18 protein-coding genes and 2 tRNA genes are annotated in these 21939 nt (G+C 41.2%); 14 read left to right on the top strand and 6 right to left on the bottom strand.

What is annotated here, in order from left to right; genetic code table 11:
• Positions 1-283: 283 nt before the first annotated feature.
• The 12 genes from CTY47_RS07220 to CTY47_RS07275 all read left to right on the top strand — a co-directional run bounded on the left by CTY47_RS07220 (position 284) and on the right by CTY47_RS07275 (position 12704).
• Positions 284-356: transfer RNA gene (locus tag CTY47_RS07220), tRNA-Trp, on the top strand.
• Positions 357-572: 216 nt separating this feature from the next.
• A complete protein-coding gene (locus CTY47_RS07225) occupies positions 573-2159 on the top strand; it encodes an SUMF1/EgtB/PvdO family nonheme iron enzyme (protein WP_099464181.1) in 1587 nt (528 codons plus the stop codon).
• A 37-nt stretch (positions 2160-2196) separates the two neighbouring features.
• Positions 2197-3579 (top strand): Gfo/Idh/MocA family oxidoreductase, encoded by a 1383-nt coding sequence (locus CTY47_RS07230; RefSeq protein ID WP_099464182.1) that lies wholly within the window; start codon positions 2197-2199, stop codon positions 3577-3579.
• Positions 3580-3590: 11 nt separating this feature from the next.
• Complete coding sequence (locus CTY47_RS07235) at positions 3591-4541, top strand: sugar phosphate isomerase/epimerase family protein (protein WP_099464183.1); 951 nt, start codon at positions 3591-3593, stop codon at positions 4539-4541.
• A gap of 27 nt (positions 4542-4568) precedes the next feature.
• Positions 4569-5246 carry a helix-turn-helix transcriptional regulator gene (locus tag CTY47_RS07240; protein ID WP_199163419.1) on the top strand — a complete coding sequence of 226 codons (678 nt, stop codon included), beginning with the start codon at positions 4569-4571 and terminating at the stop codon, positions 5244-5246.
• A 14-nt stretch (positions 5247-5260) separates the two neighbouring features.
• A complete protein-coding gene (locus CTY47_RS07245) occupies positions 5261-5836 on the top strand; it encodes a response regulator transcription factor (RefSeq protein ID WP_099464185.1) in 576 nt (191 codons plus the stop codon).
• A gap of 83 nt (positions 5837-5919) precedes the next feature.
• Positions 5920-8250 (top strand): TonB-dependent receptor, encoded by a 2331-nt coding sequence (locus tag CTY47_RS07250; RefSeq protein WP_099464186.1) that lies wholly within the window; start codon positions 5920-5922, stop codon positions 8248-8250.
• A gap of 36 nt (positions 8251-8286) precedes the next feature.
• The gene (locus CTY47_RS07255; RefSeq protein ID WP_099464187.1) at positions 8287-8676 is read left to right on the top strand and encodes a putative signal transducing protein; all 390 of its coding nucleotides are present in this window, start codon (positions 8287-8289) and stop codon (positions 8674-8676) included.
• Between the two features lie 14 nt (positions 8677-8690).
• Positions 8691-8873: a hypothetical protein gene (locus CTY47_RS17300; protein ID WP_099464836.1), complete on the top strand. Its 183-nt coding sequence runs from the start codon at positions 8691-8693 to the stop codon at positions 8871-8873.
• Between the two features lie 163 nt (positions 8874-9036).
• Complete coding sequence (locus tag CTY47_RS07265) at positions 9037-10371, top strand: NADP-specific glutamate dehydrogenase (protein ID WP_099464188.1); 1335 nt, start codon at positions 9037-9039, stop codon at positions 10369-10371.
• 171 nt (positions 10372-10542) lie between these two features.
• Positions 10543-11973: a RapZ C-terminal domain-containing protein gene (locus tag CTY47_RS07270; protein WP_099464189.1), complete on the top strand. Its 1431-nt coding sequence runs from the start codon at positions 10543-10545 to the stop codon at positions 11971-11973.
• Positions 11970-12704, top strand: a complete 735-nt coding sequence (locus tag CTY47_RS07275) for a nucleotidyltransferase family protein (RefSeq protein WP_099464190.1) — start codon at positions 11970-11972, stop codon at positions 12702-12704. The genes CTY47_RS07270 and CTY47_RS07275 overlap by 4 nt, the downstream gene beginning before the upstream one ends.
• A 17-nt stretch (positions 12705-12721) precedes the next feature.
• On the opposite strand, the gene CTY47_RS07280 is transcribed toward CTY47_RS07275, so the two are convergent.
• Positions 12722-15673, bottom strand: a complete 2952-nt coding sequence (locus tag CTY47_RS07280; RefSeq protein ID WP_099464191.1) for a PEP/pyruvate-binding domain-containing protein — start codon at positions 15671-15673, stop codon at positions 12722-12724.
• A gap of 386 nt (positions 15674-16059) precedes the next feature.
• Between CTY47_RS07280 and gdhA the strand changes: the two genes are divergently transcribed.
• Positions 16060-17394: an NADP-specific glutamate dehydrogenase gene (gene gdhA, locus CTY47_RS07285; RefSeq protein ID WP_099464192.1), complete on the top strand. Its 1335-nt coding sequence runs from the start codon at positions 16060-16062 to the stop codon at positions 17392-17394.
• A gap of 155 nt (positions 17395-17549) precedes the next feature.
• Here gdhA and CTY47_RS07290 read toward each other — a convergent pair whose 3' ends face one another.
• The 3 genes from CTY47_RS07290 to CTY47_RS07300 are packed head-to-tail and all read right to left on the bottom strand — an operon-like array spanning position 17550 to position 20098.
• A complete protein-coding gene (locus tag CTY47_RS07290) occupies positions 17550-19178 on the bottom strand; it encodes a glycoside hydrolase family 172 protein (RefSeq protein ID WP_099464193.1) in 1629 nt (542 codons plus the stop codon).
• A gap of 48 nt (positions 19179-19226) precedes the next feature.
• On the bottom strand, positions 19227-19787 hold the full coding sequence (gene ruvC, locus CTY47_RS07295; protein WP_099464194.1) for a crossover junction endodeoxyribonuclease RuvC: 561 nt from the start codon (positions 19785-19787) through the stop codon (positions 19227-19229).
• The gene (locus tag CTY47_RS07300; RefSeq protein ID WP_099464195.1) at positions 19784-20098 is read right to left on the bottom strand and encodes a DUF4286 family protein; all 315 of its coding nucleotides are present in this window, start codon (positions 20096-20098) and stop codon (positions 19784-19786) included. Before CTY47_RS07300 ends, ruvC begins: the two co-directional genes overlap by 4 nt.
• Positions 20099-20176: 78 nt before the next feature.
• On the opposite strand from CTY47_RS07300, the gene CTY47_RS07305 reads away from it, so the two are divergent.
• Positions 20177-20250, top strand: a tRNA-Ala gene (locus CTY47_RS07305).
• 140 nt (positions 20251-20390) lie between these two features.
• Here the strand turns inward: CTY47_RS07305 and CTY47_RS07310 are convergent.
• The gene (locus CTY47_RS07310; RefSeq protein ID WP_099464196.1) at positions 20391-20783 is read right to left on the bottom strand and encodes a hypothetical protein; all 393 of its coding nucleotides are present in this window, start codon (positions 20781-20783) and stop codon (positions 20391-20393) included.
• A 196-nt stretch (positions 20784-20979) separates the two neighbouring features.
• The gene (locus CTY47_RS07315; RefSeq protein ID WP_099464197.1) at positions 20980-21918 is read right to left on the bottom strand and encodes a sugar phosphate isomerase/epimerase family protein; all 939 of its coding nucleotides are present in this window, start codon (positions 21916-21918) and stop codon (positions 20980-20982) included.
• Positions 21919-21939: the final 21 nt, after the last annotated feature.

Here is a 21939-nt window from a genome sequence, read left to right on the forward strand (position 1 = left end):
ATGGCAAAACCTACCACTAATATTAGTTAAAAAAGCAGACAAATACCTGATAAGAAATTAATGATTATAAGTCCACTTGATTTTCACCATAAAGCCCTCAAAATATAAGCTCAAGGCTAAATACGATTCCATGTCATAGATTAAGTAATTACAAAACACAAAATACAGAAAATTATAAGATATATTTAAAGCCAAATGGTATTCATCCGATAAAAATTACCCTAAAACATACGACACCCCTTGCATATTAAAAATATTAAACTACTTTTGCACCCGCAACGATACGGAAGTAGCTCAGTTGGTAGAGCACTGGTCTCCAAAACCAGGTGTCGGGAGTTCGAGCCTCTCCTTCCGTGCAAATTAACGATAGTAAGTTTTATACTATCGTTTTTTGTTTTACAAAGTATCTGTCATGTTGCACCTTTATTTCCGATATAAAAAAAATCTAATTTCGAGACATAATTCGTTAAATAGAAGCCATACCCTTTCATTTTTATAAATGAATATGCTACTTTTATTGCCGATTTTAAATCTAATTTAAGACTTACAATTTAAGAATACCATAAAAACAAATGACGGACAATAGATTTGCGAAACGCTACTCTTCCGACAAAAAGAAAAGTTTTTTTAAAGGAAAAAGCTTTATCTTACTGTTGGGAATACTTTTTGGAGCAGGAATAATGATTGCTGCCTATAAAACTTCAGTATACTTCTCTACAGACGAATCATGTATGATATGCCATGTTCATCCGCATGTAGAAACTAGCTGGAAATTATCGAAACACGTAAATAACAGAAGTGGAGTCAAAACACATTGTGTTGCGTGCCATCTTCCGCCACAGAACAACACATGGGCTCATTACTCAGCCAAAGCAAAACTGGGACTGACAGATGTATGGTCTTACCTGACTAAAGATAGTTCTGATTTTAATTGGGACAGCAAATCAGAACTTGAACATGCAGTAAAATACATTCCGAACGAATCATGTAAAGAATGCCATCAAAATCTTTTCCCTGAAGGTATTTCTAACGATGGAGTAACTGCCCATCTTTATTATGATGAAAATGAAAAGAAACTGAACCTGCAATGTATCAGTTGTCACCTGGATGCAGGACACTATAATCCGAACTATGTTCACTCCAAACTGACAGGCATACCGGGAGCTGACAAGGTTTCAGCAAGCGATTCAAGCAAGTTTTTCACTGATACAGTCAGACTGACTTCATTCAGTAACTATACCGAACAAATTCCGGGTACCGCCGTTTCATTCAAAATGATCGCGATCCCAGGCGGTACATTTGAAATGGGAAGCACTGAGAAAGAGCCATTCCACAAAGCCGATGAAGCTCCGGTTCGTAATATAACGCTAAGCCCGTTCTTTATGGCAGAAGTGGAAGTAACCTGGGATCAGTACTGGGCATTTTATGGCAATACCATGAGTGAAGGACGTACACCACCCGAAAAAATATATGCTAATAATAGCAATCCGAATGTAGATGCAATATCCGGACCTACTCCTCCTTTCGGCTTCCCGGATCAAGGTTGGGGGGGCGGAGACCGTCCGGCTATCACCATGACCCATTATGCTGCAGAAACATTCTGCCAATGGCTATCTAAAAAGACTGGAAAAAAATATCGCCTACCTACTGAGGCTGAATGGGAATATGCAGCCCGTGGAGGAACAGAAACTCCTTATTTCTTTGCAGGTAATCCAAAAGATTTCTCCGATCAGGGCTTTTGGCGTAAGTTCTTTGACGCAAAAACAGATAGTATAAGTTCATACGTGATTTACAGCAAAAACAGCCGTAATAAGACGCAGGAACCTGCTTTAGTGTTACCGAATGCATTCGGCCTGAAAAATATGTTGGGAAATGTAATGGAATATTGTGCCGACAAATATAATCCGGAAGCATATAGTAAGAGCAGTGTAAATGAAAAAAATCCGCTCGTTACGGAAGGTACAGAATGGGTGGTACGTGGTGGCAACTATACCTCTGATGCTGCAGATGTACGTTGTGCAGCCCGCGATCATACAAAACACGATGCCTGGTTGAAAACAGACCCACAACAGCCTAAGAGTATCTGGTGGTATTCTGACATTCGTGGTATTGGTTTCCGCGTAGTTTGTGAACCGGACGCCTCTTTAGGTGCTAAATAAAAGAAAAATCAATCTTAAAAGACTTTATAGAAATATCATGAAAAAAGAAAACAGTATCAGTAGAAGATCATTCCTTAAAAGCTCTGCACTTGCAAGTGCACTAGGAGCCGTAGGAACAGGCAGTGCAGCAAGTGTTATTTTAACCTCTTGTGGTGGCGAAAAAACCAATGCAGCGAAACCTCTGAAAGAGGCAGGAACCTATTATATTCCCGAATTACCAGACATGGCAGCTGACGGAAAAGAGTTGAAAGCCGGTATTATCGGTTGCGGAGGCCGCGGATCAGGTGCAACATTTAACTTCCTAAACGCAGCTAACGGAGTAACAGTCGTAGCATTGGGCGATACTTTCCAGGAAAAAGTAGACAATCTGGCAAAGAAACTGAAAGACGAAAAAGGCATCGACATACCTGCAGACAAACGTTTTGTTGGATTAGACGCATACAAGCAAGTAATAGATAGCGGCGTAGATGTAGTGATCATAGCCACTCCTCCTGTTTTCCGTCCTGTGCATTTCCAATATGCAGTTGAAAAAGGTAAGCATGCTTTCCTGGAAAAACCTATATGTGTAGACCCTGTAGGTTATCGTACCATCATGGCTACGGCTAAACAAGCAGCAGCCAAGAACCTTTGTGTTGTAACCGGAACACAACGTCACCACCAACGCAGCTACGTAGAATCCTACAAAAAGATCATGGAAGGTCTGATCGGCGAAATCACGGGTGGAACTGTTTACTGGAACCAGAATATGCTTTGGTATCGCGATCGCCAGCCAGGGTGGAATGACTGCGAATATATGATCAAAGATTGGGTAAACTGGAAATGGCTATCGGGCGATCATATTGTAGAACAACACGTACATAATATAGATGTATTTACTTGGTTCAGCGGACTAAAACCGGTAAAAGCTGTAGGTTTTGGTTCACGTCAACGTCGTGTTACAGGCGATCAATATGACAATTTCAGTATCGACTTTACCATGGAGAATGGCATCCATCTACACAGTATGTCACGCCAGATAGATGGTTGTGCTAACAACGTAAGCGAATTTATTCAAGGTACACGCGGTTCATGGGACAGCAGCACAATGGAGATCAAAGATTTGGCTGGTAATGTAATCTGGAAATATGATAGTGAAGCCGAAAAAGCTAACTTCAAACAATGTGATCCTTATACCCTGGAACATGTAAACTGGATAAATACGATTCGTGCCGGCAAACTTATCGAGCAAGCTTCGGAAACAGCCATATCCAACATGGCAGCCATTATGGGACGCGAATCGGCCTACAGTGGTGAAGCTATAACCTGGGAAACGATGACAGCTTCGGCTCTCGATTATACCCCGAAAGATTTGAACCTCGGCAAAATGGATATGAGTGGCTTTACTGTTCCTGTTCCAGGCAAACCTCAGGATAAAAAATAAACGATAAGCATATGACATTCAGCAGAAGAAACTTTTTAAGGACTACCCTATCAGGCGCAGCTCTTGCAGTGGGTAGTACAACGATTGCAGCTTGTTCCTCAAAGTCCGGCCAGCAAACAGCGACACTGGCAGGTGAAAAAAAGGCATGTAGCCTAAATGATAAAAAAGCAGAGCTAAAAATATCTTTCCAGGAGGGTACGGCTCCCGGCGAAAGCCTGAATGAGAAGCTAGACTACATGGAGAAACTAGGGGTCGTTGGTTTCGAACCCGGTGGCAAAGGCCTCGGCGAACGCGTAAAAGAGATCAAAGACGCTTTGAACGGACGCAATATCAAGGTTAGTGCAATTTGTGCCGGTTTTGACGGTTTTATCCTTTCTACTGATCCTGCCATCCGCAAGCAATGCATGGACACAATGAAAGAAATTATTACCGCTGCCGGCGAATTAGGTTCGACAGGTGTAATCATCGTACCAGCATTTAATGGGCAAGTTCCTGTGCTGCCCCACACTATGGAGACACGCGACTTCCTTTGCGAACAATTTAATGAAATGGGAACATTTGCCGCTCAAAACGGAACAACGGTCATATTTGAACCTTTAAACCGTAAAGAATGTTTCTATCTCCGTCAGGTAGCTGATGCGGCATCTATTTGCCGCGACATCAACAATCCGGGTGTACGCTGTATGGGCGACTTCTGGCACATGACATGGGAAGAACCATCGGACATGGGAGCTTTCATCAGTGCAGGAGATTATCTGCAACATGTACATGTGGCCAGCCGCAAACGTCGTAGTATGCCGGGTGAAGATGGAGATGCCGACAATTATATAAACGGCTTCAAAGGCCTAAAAATGATTGGCTATGACAAGTATGTAAGTTTTGAATGCGGCTGCCAGGGCGAACGTGAAACGGTAGTACCTGCCGCAGTAAAACTACTACGCGAACAATGGGAACAAGCTTAATACAATATGGCATTAGTTTATCCTAATATGCAATTAAGTGAGGTGGTGCAAGAGCATCCCTCACTTATTCCTGTTATCAACCGTTTCGAGATCCGTCTCGGATTAGGGGACAAGTCCGTGAGCGCTATTTGTAATGAGTATACTCTGGATACGGACTTCTTTCTGACTGTCATTAACACCTTTCTCAATGAAGAGTATTTCCCGGAAAAAAAACTTCGGACCTTCCATACTTCACAGATTATTGACTATCTGACAAAAACCAATCAATATTACCAACGTTACCAACTACCCAATATAGAACGCCATCTCGGTTCATTCATCTCCATGAGTACACCGGGTAACAATACTCTTAACCTTATTGGTAAGTTTTTCTCCTCATTTAAGGAAGAACTGACTACACGAATCAGAAAAGATGAACAAGTATGGTTCCCCTATTGTCTTTCATTAAGCGAGAAACTCCATTCCGGACCAAAGGAAGAGCTACTATTAAATTCCAGCCAACCGGAAGAAGATACCATCGAAGAATTGCTGGCAGACTTGAAAAGCATTATGATCAAGCACTTATCCGGCGAATATGATGAGAACCTATGTTATGCTGTAATTTTTGCTGTCAGTAGTCTGGAAAAAGACATAAAACAACACAACCGGATACGCTATCGCATCCTCATGCCAATGGTTTCGGCAATGGAGAAACTTTGTATTTAACGCTTTGTTTCAAAATGCACAGAAACAAACAAATAGCAATTATTTTGCCCGACACATTGCAAAGTCTGGGACTCTACAGCTTGCTGAACGAATACTTTCCTCCAGTGGAAGTGAACAGCTTCCCTTCCTTTGACGTTTTCTGTGCAGAGGGGAACGATTTATTTGATTACTATTTTGTACAACCCGAAACCTTTACATTCAACACCGATTTCTTTCTTCCCCGCAGGAGCAAAACAATCATCTTAACAGACGGAATAGAAGAAATGCGCTGTCAACAGTCTTTAAACCACCTCATGACAAAAGCTTCACAAGAAACAATCATCGAACAATTACAACAATACCTGGTAACCGACACCCCCAATACTTCTTCCGGCGACAACAACAAAGAATTATCTTCCCGCGAAACTGATGTACTTCAACTCATTGCCCGCGGTATTACAAACAAAGAGATTGCCGATAAATTAAACATCAGCCTTAACACTGTACTCACCCACCGTAAAAATATCACTGCAAAACTTGGCATTAAAACAGTTTCCGGCCTTACTTTCTATGCTATCATGAATGGAATCGTATCCGGAGAAGAATTTTAAAAATCACTACATCTAGTGATTGCCCATCCCACTCTTTTCCATTTTCTTTGCAAACAAAATAATTACTAACAAAAGGAATTTGCATGAAACAACACTACCTGTCTGCACTGGCGGTTCTTACTTTATTGGCTGTACAAACAGTTACAGCCGAAGAAGTACACAACAACGACACTATCAAAACATACAACTTAAATGAAGTAGTGATTACTTCATCCACCAAAGAAACAAACAATCTACGCACACTACCCGGTTCTGTCTCCATTCTGTCTCCTCAACAAATTGCAGGAAGACAAATCGAAGCACTAAAAGATATCAGTTCATTCGTTCCAAATCTTTATATGCCCGACTACGGGGCAAAGTTAACTTCCGCTATATATATTCGTGGAATTGGAGCCCGAAGTAGCGGACAATCCGTAGGCCTTTATGTAGATAACGTCCCATATCTGGATAAAAGTACATTCGATTTTGACCTGACAGATATACAGCGTATCGAAGTATTACGTGGTCCTCAGGGCACATTATATGGCAGAAATGCTATGGGAGGCATTATAAATGTGTACACCATCTCTCCTTTTGATTTTCAGGGAAAGAAACTATCTGTTTCTGCCGGAAGCTACGGACAATATACAATCAAAGCATCTCACTATGGAAAATTAAGTAATACAATAGGATTTACAGCCGGTGTTTACTACGACCATAACGATGGATTCTATACAAACGAATACACAGGAAAGCGTGTAGACAAAGGAGACGTGGCAGGTGGTCGCATCAAATTGGAAGGCCGTTTCACCCCCAACTTCCGCATAGTTTACTCCTTATCCGCCGACTACACCAATCAGGGCGCTTTTGCTTACGGACTTTACAATAAAGAAACAGGAAAAGTTGAACCCGTACGTTTTAATGATCCCAGTTCATATAAACGGACAATGGTCAATAACAATCTTTCCCTGGAATATAAAACCGACAAATTCGTATTTAGCAGTACTACAGGATATCAGTACTTCAAAGATGACATGAAAATGGATCAGGATTTCGATACACTATCCATGTTTACCCTGAATCAGAAACAAAAACAAAATGCCGTTAGTCAGGAAATAGCCTTCAAGAGTAATACAAAAAAAAATTATCAATGGTCTTTCGGTCTATATGGTTTTTATGATGCATTGCATACGGAAGGACCTGTAAACTTCAAGGAAGACGGCATCAAAAATATCTTACAGAAAACATTTGACGATTTGAAAAAACAAAACCCCAAAATGCCCCAACTTGTTGTAATGGATGAAAACCTGCTTATTCCCGGATCATTCGACACACCTTCTTACGGATTAGCTTTATTCCACCAGTCTACTTACAATAACCTGTTTGTAAAAGGCCTATCCATTACAGCAGGCATACGTCTGGATTATGAAAAACAAAAAATGACATACAACTCGGAAGCCAGGATGAAGATGGGAGTCAGTTTTAACGGAAGTCCGGCTATCGAACTAGATAAATTCTTTCCATATCCAACATCAAAAATAGACGAAAGCATATCACAAGACTTCTGGCAGGTATTGCCCAAAGTATCCCTTAAATATGAATGCACTCCTACTACATTCACTTATCTATCGGTTGCCAAAGGATATAAAACAGGAGGATACAATGTGCAAATGTCTGCCGATGTAATGAAGAGTCAGATGCAATACGACATGATGAAAGCCGTTGAAAGCATGTTACCTTTTCCTATAAAAGAACCATTGCCACTGGACGAAGTATCGGCTTACAAACCGGAATATAGCTGGAACTACGAAGCTGGAATCCGCAGCGAATTGATTAACGGACGCCTGAGTGCCGAATTCACATTATTCTATATGGATATACGCGACCTTCAACTGACCAAGTTCGTTGATAGCGGAAACGGACGTATTCTGACAAACGCTGGAAAAGCACGGAGCGTCGGTACGGAAATATCATTACGTGCCCGTCTGACCGACAATCTAACGGCCGATATAAACTATGGTTTCACACGTGCTACATTCCGTGATTATATCAGCGAAAAGAAAGAAAATTCAGAAGTTATTTCCACGGACTGTAAAGGGAATTTCATTCCATACACTCCGAGGCACACATTAAATATCGGAGTCCAATATACAAAACTGATACAAAACTGTTGGTTGGACCAGTTTACTGTTTCTGCTCAATTCTGCGGGGCAGGTAAAATATTTTGGACCGAATATAATGATATCACACAAAACTTCTATGGAACCCTTAATGCAAAAGCTGGTGTTCGTAAAGGAATCGTCAATGTAAATCTGTGGAGCCGTAATATTACAAATACAGATTATGCCGCTTTCTATTTTGAATCATTAGATCGTCCGTTTATCCAGAAAGGTAAACCATTCCAGATCGGAGCAGAAGTAGCTATTGCATTCTAGCGAAAAACAGCTATCTTTGTACAAAACGACACAGTTATGGATAAAATGGTGGAAATAGCGAGGTTCACATATCCTGCAGAAGCACAAACATTAATGTCTCTTCTCCGGGCTGAGGGCATAGAATGTTATCTACGAAATGAAATCAGTAGCCAGGTTATGGCCGGCTATGTAGATATAGGCGGCGCCAGACTGGAAATTCTGGAGAAGGATTTACCTCGTGCTTTAGAAATTATGGAGGAAGGAGGATATATGTCCCAAGAAGAAACAGAAGAGGATGAACCGATCGAACAAGTGGCGGGTTTAGCACAACATATACCATTCCTACGCAAATATTCACTCGAAAAACAAATCATTATTTTATTTGTAATAGTTGCCATATTCCTCGCGCTCGTTATCTACTTTGGTTCTCTGGCATCTTCAAACTAAACAAAATGTACGCAATGGCTCGCAGAAAGATCACAAATAGTCAGATTGTATGCATAACACTCTTATGGGGAGTTTTATGTTATATATTACTTGCATACAGCAAAACAATAAACTTTGATATCATATTCACATTAGTAGCATCCGCTATCATAGTATTTGTTCCTATCTATAAAAACGTAAAGCACAGAAACGAATAACATTTAGTCAGCTTTACGCCTCCAAAATATCTAAATGATATTTTTTCAGTATTTTTTCTTTCAAATATTTGCCAGTATCAAAATTTGACTTACCTTTGCGTCGTTGTGAATACAACAATGATGGGATAACATTGGTATAACATTCAAAATAAAAATCAGTCTTATGAAGGCAAGTGAAGTTTTAGACAACCTGAAAAGAAGATTTCCGAATGAACCGGAATATCATCAAGCAGTTTCAGAAGTATTAGGAACAATCGAAGAAGCTTATAACGAACATCCTGAATTTGAGAAAAGCAATTTGATTGAACGTCTTTGCATTCCTGATCGTACCTTCTCATTCCGTGTAACATGGATGGATGACAAGGGACAAATTCAGACAAACATGGGTTACCGTATCCAGCATAATAACGCTATCGGCCCATATAAAGGAGGTATTCGCTTCCACGCTTCTGTTAACCAGTCTATTCTTAAGTTCCTAGCTTTCGAACAAACATTCAAGAACTCACTTACTACACTTCCTATGGGTGGAGGTAAAGGTGGTTCGGATTTCAGCCCGAGAGGCAAATCAAATGCTGAAATCATGCGTTTCTGCCAGGCATTCGTTTTAGAATTATGGCGCCATATTGGTCCGGACACAGACGTACCTGCCGGTGATATTGGCGTAGGCGGACGCGAAGTTGCTTACATGTATGGTATGTATAAGAAACTGGCCCACGAAAATACCGGAACATTCACAGGTAAAGGACGTGAATTCGGTGGTTCACTGATTCGCCCGGAAGCAACCGGTTATGGAAATGTTTATTTCTTACTGGAAATGTTGAAAACTAAAAACATTGATATCAAAGGTAAGGTCGTTACTGTGTCTGGTTCAGGTAATGTTGCTCAATACACGGTAGAAAAATTGATCGAGTTAGGTGCAAAACCCGTTACCATGTCCGATTCTGACGGTTATATATACGACCCGGATGGTATAGACCGTGAAAAACTGGATTATATCATGGAATTAAAGAACCTGTATCGCGGCCGTATACGTGAATACGCCGAAAAATACGGATGCAAATATGTACAGGGAGGTCGCCCTTGGAATGAAAAATGCGATATTGCTATGCCAAGTGCAACTCAGAACGAATTAAATGGCGATGATGCAAAAGTTCTCTTAGCCAATGGTTGTTTTGCTGTATCGGAAGGAGCAAACATGCCTTCTACCCCGGAAGCAATCGATGCCTTTCTGGAAGCTAAGATTCTGTATGCTCCGGGTAAAGCAGCTAATGCTGGTGGTGTATCTGTATCAGGTTTGGAAATGACACAGAATGCCATGAAACTGAGTTGGACAAGCGAAGAAGTAGATGCTAAGCTAAAACAGATTATGCACGACATCCACGAACAATGCGTAAGATATGGCACTCAACAAGATGGTTACACAAACTATGTAAAGGGTGCAAACGTAGGAGGATTCATGAAAGTTGCCAAAGCTATGATGGCACAAGGAATCCTGTAATATCAAAAGATTAATGATTATATAGGGGGCTGGCTAACGATAAAAGTTAGTCAGTCCCTTTCTTGTTCGAGTTAGAAAAAGCAGGTTTGAAGTCCCACGCAAATAGAAATTTCCGATTTTCAATTCCCAGTTCTCAATTAAATAGTACCTTAGTGCCATAATTTAAGAGATATGGTAACAGAAGCACTAAAAAGACTCTACTACACTTATACCGGACATGAAGCAAATGAGATTACAGAATTACCTTCTTCCGGTTCTAACCGCCGATATTTCAGACTAACAGGAATTAAAACTTTAATTGGAGTAAGCGGAACATCACAAGAAGAAAATAGCTCGTTCATATACATGGCCGATCATTTCCGAAAAAAAGGATTGCCTGTTCCTAATGTATGCTGCTGGTCGGAAAACAAAACCTATTATCTTCAAGAAGATTTAGGAGACACTTTATTGTTCAATGCCATTGAAAAAGGGAGAAAGAGCAGCGTATTCGACGAATGCGAACGTAGTTTACTAAGAAAAACCATTACGATATTACCCTCTATTCAATTTGCAGGAGCTGAAGGATTCGACTTCTCAAAATGTTACCCTCAACCGGAATTCAACAAGCGTTCCATTCTTTGGGATCTGAATTATTTCAAATATTGTTTTCTGAAAGCTACCGGAATGGAATTTCAGGAAGACCGGCTTGAAGACGATTTCTTAAAAATGAGCGACGTATTACTTCGAAGTTCTTCTGCAACCTTTATGTACCGGGATTTTCAGTCTCGTAATGTTATGATAAAAGAGGGAGAACCCTGGTTTATCGACTTCCAAGGTGGACGCAAAGGGCCCGTTTATTATGACGTAGCTTCTTTCCTATGGCAGGCAAAAGCCAAATTTCCGGAAGACCTGAGAAATGAACTGCTGAACGATTACATACAAGCTTTACGCAAATACATTCCCGTAGATGAAAAGTACTTCTTCAGTCAGCTACGGCATTTTGTCCTTTTCCGTACACTACAAGTATTGGGAGCATACGGTTTTAGAGGTTATTTTGAAAAAAAGCCTCATTTCATCCAGAGTGTACCGTTTGCTATCGATAACCTGCGTCAGCTGTTACGCGAAGATTATCCCGAATATCCATACCTCAGTTCCGTATTAAGAGAACTAACCAACCTGAAACAGTTCTCCGACGATTTGCAGAAACGCACACTTGAAGTTAAGATTGTAAGTTTTGCCTATAAAAAAGGAATACCGAATGATCCAACCGGCAATGGTGGAGGTTTTGTATTTGATTGCCGCGCCATTAATAACCCTGGAAAATATGAACGTTACAACCATTTTACAGGATTGGACGAACCAGTAATCAACTTTCTGGAAAACGATGGAGAAATTACTGAATTTCTTGAACACGCATATACAATGGTGGACGCTTCCGTAAAACGCTACTTAGACCGGGGATTCACCAACCTGATGGTATGTTTCGGATGTACCGGAGGACAACACCGCTCAGTATATTCAGCACAACATTTGGCCGAACATCTCAGTTCCAAATTCGGAGTAAAAATACATCTTACACACAGAGAACAGAATATTGAACAAATCTTTGACGCAACAATATGAAAGCAATGATTTTTGCTGCCGGTTTGGGTACAAGGCTCAAACCATTGACAGATACTACCCCAAAAGCTCTACTCCCCACCGGAGGAAAGCCTATGTTGGAACATGTGATACAGAAGCTAAAAGATGCCGGGTTTCATCAAATCGTTATTAATATCCACCATCACGGACAACAGATACTGGACTTTCTGGAAGCCAACAATAACTTTGGCATCCGGATAAATATATCCGATGAACGCGATTATCTGCTCGATACTGGCGGAGGAATAAAAAAAGCCGCCCGTTTCTTGCAAGGAAACGAACCGTTCTTAATCCATAATGTAGATATATTATCTAATGTCGATTTACGCCATTTATACAACAAACACCTAGAAACTAATCCTTTAGCAACGTTATTGGTAAGCAAAAGAAATACTTCCCGATATCTTCTTTTTAATAAGGAAAACAAGCTTTGCGGATGGCGTAATCATGATACGGGAGAAGTAAAATCTTATTATCCCGACTTTGACCCGAAGCAGTATAATGAATATGCATTCAGTGGTGTTCATGTTGTGTCTCCCCAAATATTTGAATGGATGGAAGAATGGACAGGCAAGTTTTCAATCATCAACTTTTATCTGTCAATCTGTGCCAAAACAAACATCCACGCATATGAAATGGAAAATCTTCGTCTGTTAGATATAGGTAAGCCGGATACTCTGGAAAAAGCAGAAAAATGGATAACCGGCAAATAAGCCGGTTTCCAATATCCTTACGGTTTCATCACTACTCCCAGACTTTTCTTACCATCCATCTTTATGACTATAGGATTATCAAAGCAGACATGGCGAAGGTACTCTGTCTCCTCAACCGCCGGTTGAGCATTGAGGAAGTCTTCGTCAAACCATCCGTCACCTTTGAATGGATTGATTGTAAAATAACCAACACCAAATGAAGTCAGGTTCTGGAAGAAATGGGTTCCCTGACTCGGATCGATCCGGTAATTTTCAAGCCCGCATTCTACAATGACACGGGCATTACTGATATGAGGCCACTTTACCGGAATTCCCAACCATGAATCACTACTGCCCCAACGCCCCGGTCCAACCAGGACATAATTCTTTTCCTGTTCTGCGAACTGACGGTTCATTTTTTCTATTTCATAAGCAATTAACTGATTATTCGACGAATTAAATGCTCCTGTCTTCACATAAATTATATCTTGTACATCATTCACAATGCCATGTCCCAAAACACTTGTAGACGACAAAATCGTATCTTCATTGTTTACAACCGTAAGATCCTCATCCATAATTTCCTTATTATCCACAATAGGACGAACCTGTAACAGATAGAAAGTAGCCCTGCTACTATCGTTCGGATCAATATTAACGGCAAATTCAATCTCTATAGGGCGACCCATTTCATCTTGTCCGATATGCAACAACTTATCAAGCGTTTCAGCCAGGGGAAATACATCATGCTGAAGTATATTCACAAATGATACGATCTTACGGCCTCCCGGATAATATCCGTCACGGATAATCTGATCGTACGGATCATATGTAGAGACAATGTATTTTAAGGCACCGTCTGCGTCGGCTTCTTTCAAGCTCAGTTTCAAAAGATTGAAAGCATCGTCTACTGAAAAATTCTCCGCCAGATTCTTTAAGTCGAGTGCATAAAAACGAGTCTGCGTCTCACGCAATGCAAAATCCATCGTACTCATCTGTAAGATATTGTGCGGATGACGCGGAGAAAAACGCAACGTTATTCCTCCGTCTACAATATATTTCCCCAAGCCTAGCGCCACGTTAGCTATACCGTCCTCGGCCTTCTCATTACCTATCGGATAGAAGTTTAGCGAACGGGCTACACCAGAAAGAGTCGGATAGAAGTGATCATTATACCGGCTACCAACAACCTCTTGCAATACAATAGCCATCTTCTCCTGATCTATCAGATTGGATGTTGCAGTCATATACGCTTTACTGTCACGATAGAATACGGAAGCATAAACAGCCTTTATTGCATCACTTAACGTACGCAACATCTCATACTGATCTTCTACCTTCGGAACCATGTAGGTAGAATAAATACCGGCGAACGGTTGATAGTGAGAATCTTCTAACAGGCTGGATGAACGGACGGCAATAGGTCCTTTTACCACGTCGTAAAAAGCCATCAGGTCTTCTATCAGGCGTGAAGGCAGGCTGGCACGAAGGAAATATTTTAAAATTGTTTCGTCGTCAACATCACTAAGAGCTACCGGATACAATTCGTTTGTCTCCATAAACTCGTCGAAGATGTCGGTACAGATGACTACCGTTTTCGGAATCGTCACAAAAAAGTTTTCGTACTCTAATTTAGGATAACGCTTCACCATAGCCCCAATAAAAGCCAGTCCTCTACCCTTTCCTCCCAGCGAACCGTCACCGATACGGGCAAAATTACTATACTCATCAAAACGGTCTTTCTGATAGATAGCCACAACACCGGAGTTCTTCATGCGACGATACTGCACAATCAAGTCGAATATCAACTTGCGAGCTTCGTCCATATCTTTATAATCACTCACGTCTACATGCTTCAATACCTCAGCAGGAGGAAACATAGCCCTTGAATAGAAGAAACGGGAGAAATGATTACGCGAAAGATGATAAACCAATGAATCATCAGGTATCTGGAATACCTTACGCTGCAAATCTTTCAGGTCGGTGATACGCATGATCTCTTCCTTCGTTTGGGGATCGAGAATAACAAAGTCGCCAAAACCGAAGCGCTGCATAATCTTCTTTCTCAAATCCTGCGGATAGCTCTTTGAATTTTTGTCGATAAAAGAAGCCCCCAGTTCCCTGGCATACACAGAATTACTTGCCTCGGACGATTCAAGAACAAAAGGAATAATCATTCCTGTTTTTCTTACATACTGGCCAAATTTGTAACCGGCATACGGATCTTTTACCCCGTCGTGCATAAAGCTCATATCCGATATGATTCCTAATATATTATCCCGGTATTGATTAAATATACGCACGGCCTCTTCATACGTACGTGCCAGTTTTATTTTAGGACGGCCACGCATACGCAACGTACGTTGGTGTCCATTCAGAGCTTCTTTGGCAAACATTTGGCTCTGTTCCAATACAAACTTATATAAGTGAGGCAACGCAGACGAATAAAAACGAACCGAATCTTCAACCAACATGATGATCTGCACACCAACTGCCGTATCATCAGGAGCATTCATCTTATCCTCTATCAATTTAATAATTGCAAGAAGTAATTCCGAATTACCCAACCAGCTAAACACATAGTCTATCGCTCTCAAGTCTTCTTGTGCCATGCGTTTGGATACTTCTTTCGAAAAAGGAGTAAGAACTACGATCGGAATATTAGGATAATGGATCTTTATCTCTTTTGCTGCAGCAAATATATCGCGATTATCCATATTAGGCATACAGATAATCAACTCGAAGTTACGATTACTTAACTCGGCCAGAGCTTCGGCTTCCGTAGTTACCTGAGTAAAACGGGGAGGATAGCGTAAACTCAACGAAGTATATTCATTGAATATTTGTTCGTCAACCCGCCCATCATCCTCCAGCATGAAGGCATCATATTTAGTAGCAATAAGCAATACGTTATATATACGCTTATTCATCAGATTAGCAAAAGATGTGTCTTTAAACACAAGATCTTTAAAGTCCGGTATACCGCTCATATCTTAATACTGTAAGAATTATATGCAGCCAAAAGTAAAGAAAAATCCGTAAACATACCGAATATTGTGCCCGAATAGCATGCCTGACGAAAAAAAGATACAATGCTTTGTCTTTTTTCATCAGGACAAGAATATAGTGTTACCATACGGAAAATAAAAGTTTTAACCCGATAAAACAAATCAGCCCCACATATTCTTTCAAAAGAATCCTACTGATAAAATGTCAGCGCATACACCCCATACAAACCGATATTCACCCGTATTCACTCAAAAACATGCACCAATAACATATAAATCACTATCAAAAAGTCACCAAAAACGCATTGTTATTCCGGAGCATTCTTTACATTTGCATACAGAATGTAATCTTAAAAAAGATATATACTATGAAGACTGAATTAATCTTATCGGCACTGGAAGCAAAGCATCCGGGAGAAAAAGAGTATTTACAAGCAGTAAAAGAAGTTCTTCTGTCCATCGAAGAAGTCTACAACCAGCACCCTGAATTTGAAAAGGCTAAAATCATTGAAAGACTGGTTGAACCAGACCGTATCTTTACCTTCCGTGTGCCCTGGGTAGACGATAAGGGCGAAATACAGGTAAACTTAGGTTACCGCGTACAATTCAACAACGCCATCGGCCCGTATAAAGGAGGTATTCGTTTTCATCCGTCTGTAAATTTGTCCATCCTTAAATTCTTAGGATTCGAACAAACATTTAAGAATGCATTGACCACACTTCCTATGGGGGGCGGCAAAGGAGGTTCAGATTTCGCGCCAAGAGGTAAGAGCGATGCAGAAATCATGCGCTTCTGCCAGGCGTTCATCTTAGAATTATGGCGCAACCTGGGACCTGACCGCGATGTTCCTGCCGGAGATATAGGAGTAGGCGGACGTGAGGTAGGCTATATGTACGGTATGTACAAAAAGCTGGCACGCGAAAACACCGGAACCTTTACAGGTAAAGGCATGGAATTCGGAGGCTCTATACTCCGCCCGGAAGCAACCGGCTTTGGAGCCTTATACTTCGTTCATCAGATGTTAGAAACACATGGAATAGATATAAAAGGAAAAACCATTGCCATTTCCGGTTTTGGAAATGTGGCATGGGGTGCCGCTACCAAAGCTACCGAACTGGGAGGTAAAGTGGTAACCATATCTGGTCCTGACGGATATATATACGACCCTGCAGGCATCTCGGGTGAAAAGATCGAATATATGCTCGAACTTCGTAATTCCGGGAATGACATTGTAGCTCCATATGCAGAGCAATTCCCCGGTTCTACATTCTATCCGGATAAAAAGCCCTGGGAACAGAAAGTTGACATTGCACTACCTTGCGCTACCCAGAATGAACTGGATGCCGAAGATGCACGCAAGTTAATTGCCAACAAGACACTTTGCGTTGCCGAAGTTTCCAACATGGGATGTACTGCCGATGCTGTAGATTTGTTCATTGAACATAAACAACTCTTTGCTCCCGGCAAGGCGGTTAACGCCGGAGGTGTTGCCACTTCGGGCTTGGAAATGACGCAGAACGCAATGCATATCTCCTGGACAGCGGCCGAAGTAGACGCACGTTTGCACCAGATAATGAGTGATATCCATAATCAATGTGTAGCCCACGGTAAAGACGGAAAATATATCAATTACGTAAAAGGAGCAAACATTGCAGGCTTCATGAAGGTAGCCAAGGCTATGATGGCACAAGGCGTGGTATAGAGAATCATATAAACACACTTTTATAAAAGCTATCGGCAGGGAAGGTTACTCTGTCGGTAGCTTTGTTTTTGATACCTTTCTTTATATAAAAGGAAAAAAGAAAGCCGCCGTAAAAGAAGATCACGGCGGCTTTGGCTTCTGAAAAGAACAGTATCCTATTCTGTTACAGGCGGAGGTAAAATGCGCTTTGCTTGGTCTTCGCCGGAAGTACCTTGCGCCTGGGCATTATAATCGCCATACCAGTAAATGGTGGTGGCATAGTCTACATAGCCGCTGTCCCAACCCAACATCTCTATATCAAACCTGAACTTCTCCTTAAACGGTATACCATCCAGATTGCGGGTACGCAGAAAAGCATTGTAGGCATGCGAACTGGGCAGATCGGCTCTGGGAGCTCCGCCAAATGGCGTGTAGAAAGGATAAACCGGAGCCCATGAGCTGTTGTAATAGTCTTCCGTGCCTGTACCAAAGTGAGAAGGGAATGTATCGTTGTCTACCCATATCTTTTCATCGCCTTCGCCGTACCAGCGGGGAGCATGGTTGAATAGAGATAGCAGGTCACCTTTATATACGCCTTTACCTTGAATCGTGGCAAAATTCCAGTCGGCACACTTGGCAGCCTCGTCAGGATTATTATGAATATAGATTCCGGTGTCTTGCCACCATGAAGCATGGAAGTATAACGAACGATCTTTGTCCCAAGCCAGTGGCAGGATGTTTACTTCCATCTTAGCATCTACGTCTGAGGAAGAGATATTTTGTAGTTTCAACGTTCCGTTTTCTTTATACGGCATCAGCCAGCGGCTCACGATCTTTCCCTTTCCATCAGAATACAAATACCAGCAATTGACGGCAGGAGCACCCATACCTCCGCCCGAAAAGTCGCTCAAAGGAACCCAAACAGTTTGTTTTCCGTCAAACTCGGCACTGAAGATAATTTCACGCATGAGTTGGGCAAACTGCGCCGTGTCTGCTATTCCTATCGTAAAGGTGACATCATAAACTGCGTTCTCGCCCTGAGGGAGTGTAATACTGGTAGCTTCGGAAGCCGACAATCGTTTCTGTTCTTCCAGTATAGTTCCTCGTTTGGCAACCGGATTCTGAAGTTGTTTGTTTACTTCCGCAATCTTATCGGCTACCCGTTGCAACACTTCGGCCGAAAAGGTTTCCACCTTCGTTCCTGCCGGATAGGTTCGGTAGTTAATACCGTAATATTTAGGAGTAGGATCTACACCCGGCTCATCTTCAAATGTAATCTTACAACTTTCGGAATATGGGATTGGCAAAAAGGATGTGTTTCCACCCTTTCCTTCGGGTTCATAACTGGTATGTGCCTGAACCAGGCCGGGAACAACGTCTGGGATATTGATTTGCATTAGGTCATAGGCCGGGATAATCCATCCGGGCTCTGTTGCTCCATCAAAGTAAAAGCGCCAAGTCCCGCGTTTATTCAACGTTGTAATCCAGATACGGGTGATTACTCCAGGACCTTTTTCGTCAAACATAACCTTTTCGATTCGTCCCTCTATCGTATCAGTCCGTTCTATACCGAAGCCGTCGTTATTGGCAAACCACCCAGGATCGGAAGGAGATACGGAACGCCGGTCATAACTGCTTACCTGACTACAGGTATAATACGGATCAGGATAAAGCGATAATTCTTCCATGGAAACCATCTCGTCCAAAAGAGATTCCATGGTAACTGTTTTGTGCGGAGAATCGCAACTGAGAATTGTTGTCCCAAACAAGACAACCAACACAACTAGTTCTTTAAGCTTTTTCATTAACACAGATTTAAGTTCATTTTATTTACATTAGTCATTCTATCTACATCAATCTCTTACTTTACCGGGGTTCTTTGCAATGAAATCTTTCCAACCCGTATATTTCTTCTCCTGGGCCGGCCTGTTGGTCTGGAAATAATGACAAACGGCCGCCGCCAATCCGTCTGTTGCATCCATCTGCGGAAGCATCGATTCCTGAGGAATATGCAAAAAGCGTTGCAACATACCGGCTACTTGTTCCTTTGCTGCATTACCATTGCCTGTAATAGACATCTTTATCTTCAGGGGTGCATACTCAAAGATAGGAATGTCCCGTTCCAGAGCAGCAGCCATTGCGACTCCCTGAGCACGTCCGAGCTTCAGCATGCTCTGTACGTTCTTTCCAAAGAAAGGCGCCTCGATGGCCAACTCATCCGGATGATATTGATCTATCAATCCGAGAACACGCTCGAATATTTTACGAAGACGAAGATAATGATCTTCAAATTTATCCAATTGCAAAACACCCATCGCCTCCATGCTTGGCTTATTACCTTCAATTTTCAATACGCCGTATCCCATAACAATAGTACCGGGGTCTATACCTAATATAATGCGGTCTTTCGTCATCTTTCCCAATCTATATCTTCCAGCAATGTACTAAAACCTGCAATTTTATGACCGAACCGATTGACCAACGCCGTATGGAGCCCACTTCCTTCTTTTTCCAACCAATAGTTTAATGTATCGATATTCTTCACAAAGAATTGCACCGAATAACTAAACCCTTCATCTTCGGCAGTCTGCATAATACGACGCAAACTTGGAGCTTGCAGAAACCCACTAGCCGTAGCCTTCGGAATATAATTTTCCTTAAGATACTTCAGGCCTTCTTCGTGAATATCCCTCTCTATATGAAAAGTTGTATTATAAACAATCATTTATCTATTAAATTTATCACACAAAGATAACGGATATATCAGGAAAACATCTATATTTGCACTCAGAAAATGATAACCGGGGCATTAGCTCATCTGGCTAGAGCGTTAGACTGGCAGTCTAAAGGTGATCGGTTCGAGTCCGATATGCTCCACGATAAATCTATAATTAATTAAGCCTTAGCGTAAACATAAAAAGAATACCGTTCTATCCTCTCGGACCAAACGGTATTACGCGCTGTCTAATTTCCAATTTAACTAATAGTAATCAATAAAGTTCTTCGTAATTGAAAAGTTATAACGTGATATCCATTCCTGTTGGAAAATTGGAACGTGGAGAAACCATATTTGGATCACGCCAATATAAATGATAACTCTTGCGATGGATTCCAACTGCTAAAATCGTAAAAGTAAAATTTGTTCTATCCGAACAATAATAGAATAACGTAACTGTATTATTCGATATGTGGAAAATAGTCTCTGTACCATACTTGTATCTAGTTCCCTCTAGATTCTTTGTGTCATTCTTTGACTGCAACGTTGCAAAAACGCTATCTAAATGTCCGGTTTTTATCTCATCTTTCGAACTTTTACCAACAGTAGCCTGTACGTTAGTGTTCCCATTAATCCAAGCGGCAAGAACTGCTGATGTAGCTAATACTGTACCGTTAATCTGCATTTGTGCCATAATAATTCTTTTTATAAATTAATACTTACTTGCAAGCTTATGAAACAAAAGTACTACGACAGATATACTCAGCCTATTTTTATTTGCAGATTGTGGATAATGCTTGTTGAAACCAAGAATATAATCTCTATATCCTACAAACTGAAACAGGCTGCCTCTTTTCGAGGCAGCCTGTTTCAGTTTTATTTTTAATATGTCATTTTACAAAAGGAGCCTTTTTAAGATAAGCGGCACAATCTTTCACCCCGGCAAATTGTGTACGTCCGTCCGGCATGTGTTCCAGTTCAACAAAATAATCCTGAATACCATTTGCGTACATCTGCTTAAAGATCATTTCAAAATTCATCATACCACTCTGACCCAGCACAGCACGGTCTTTAATATGCAGAACCTTAATGCGGTCAGCATATTTCTTCATATATTCCACCGGATCATTTTGTCCCATAACCGTCCAGTAAACATCCATCTCAAAAAATACCAAAGAAGGATCAGTCCCTGCAAGGAACAAATCATAAATGACATCGCCCGATCTATCCCAAAAGCCATCTCCCTTACGTTCCCCGGGTTTAACCACACGCTGAAATTCCATATTATGATTATGATAGCCAAACGGAAGACCTGCAGCTTTTACAATTTCGCCACCTTTATTAAATATATCACAAATCAATGCGGCATCTTCATGGGATGCACATTTAGGCATCATAGGTTGAATCAGATATTTACAACCCAGCTTTACATGGTCTTCGGCAGTAGGTTTCCAATACTCCAGGATTTGAGACATATTTTCTTTTGTATACTCCCTTGTAGGAGGATTTACATGAGAACTGATGATTTTAAGACCGGCATCTTCTGTCATCTTTTTAAATTCCATCATGTCTACATCCCCTATTTTCCCTTTATTATATCCGGCAAGTTCAAGATCGGTATAACCCATTTCTTTTACTTCCTTCAAACGTTTAGGAAGGTCTTCATACAATTCTCCGGCAAGGGAATATATTTGTAAACCTATCTTTTTCTTTGCGGCAACTACAGGAGCCGGAGTAGTGGCTGCATACATAGATCCGGCTTTACCTGCCAATAGTCCTGCAGCAGTAAAAAGGGATGCATTCTTCAAAAAATCACGTCTGTTACTCATAATAATATATTTTTCTATGGT

The organism is Parabacteroides provencensis (assembly GCF_900232875.1).
GTDB classification, from domain to species: Bacteria; Bacteroidota; Bacteroidia; order Bacteroidales; family Tannerellaceae; genus Parabacteroides; species Parabacteroides chinchillae.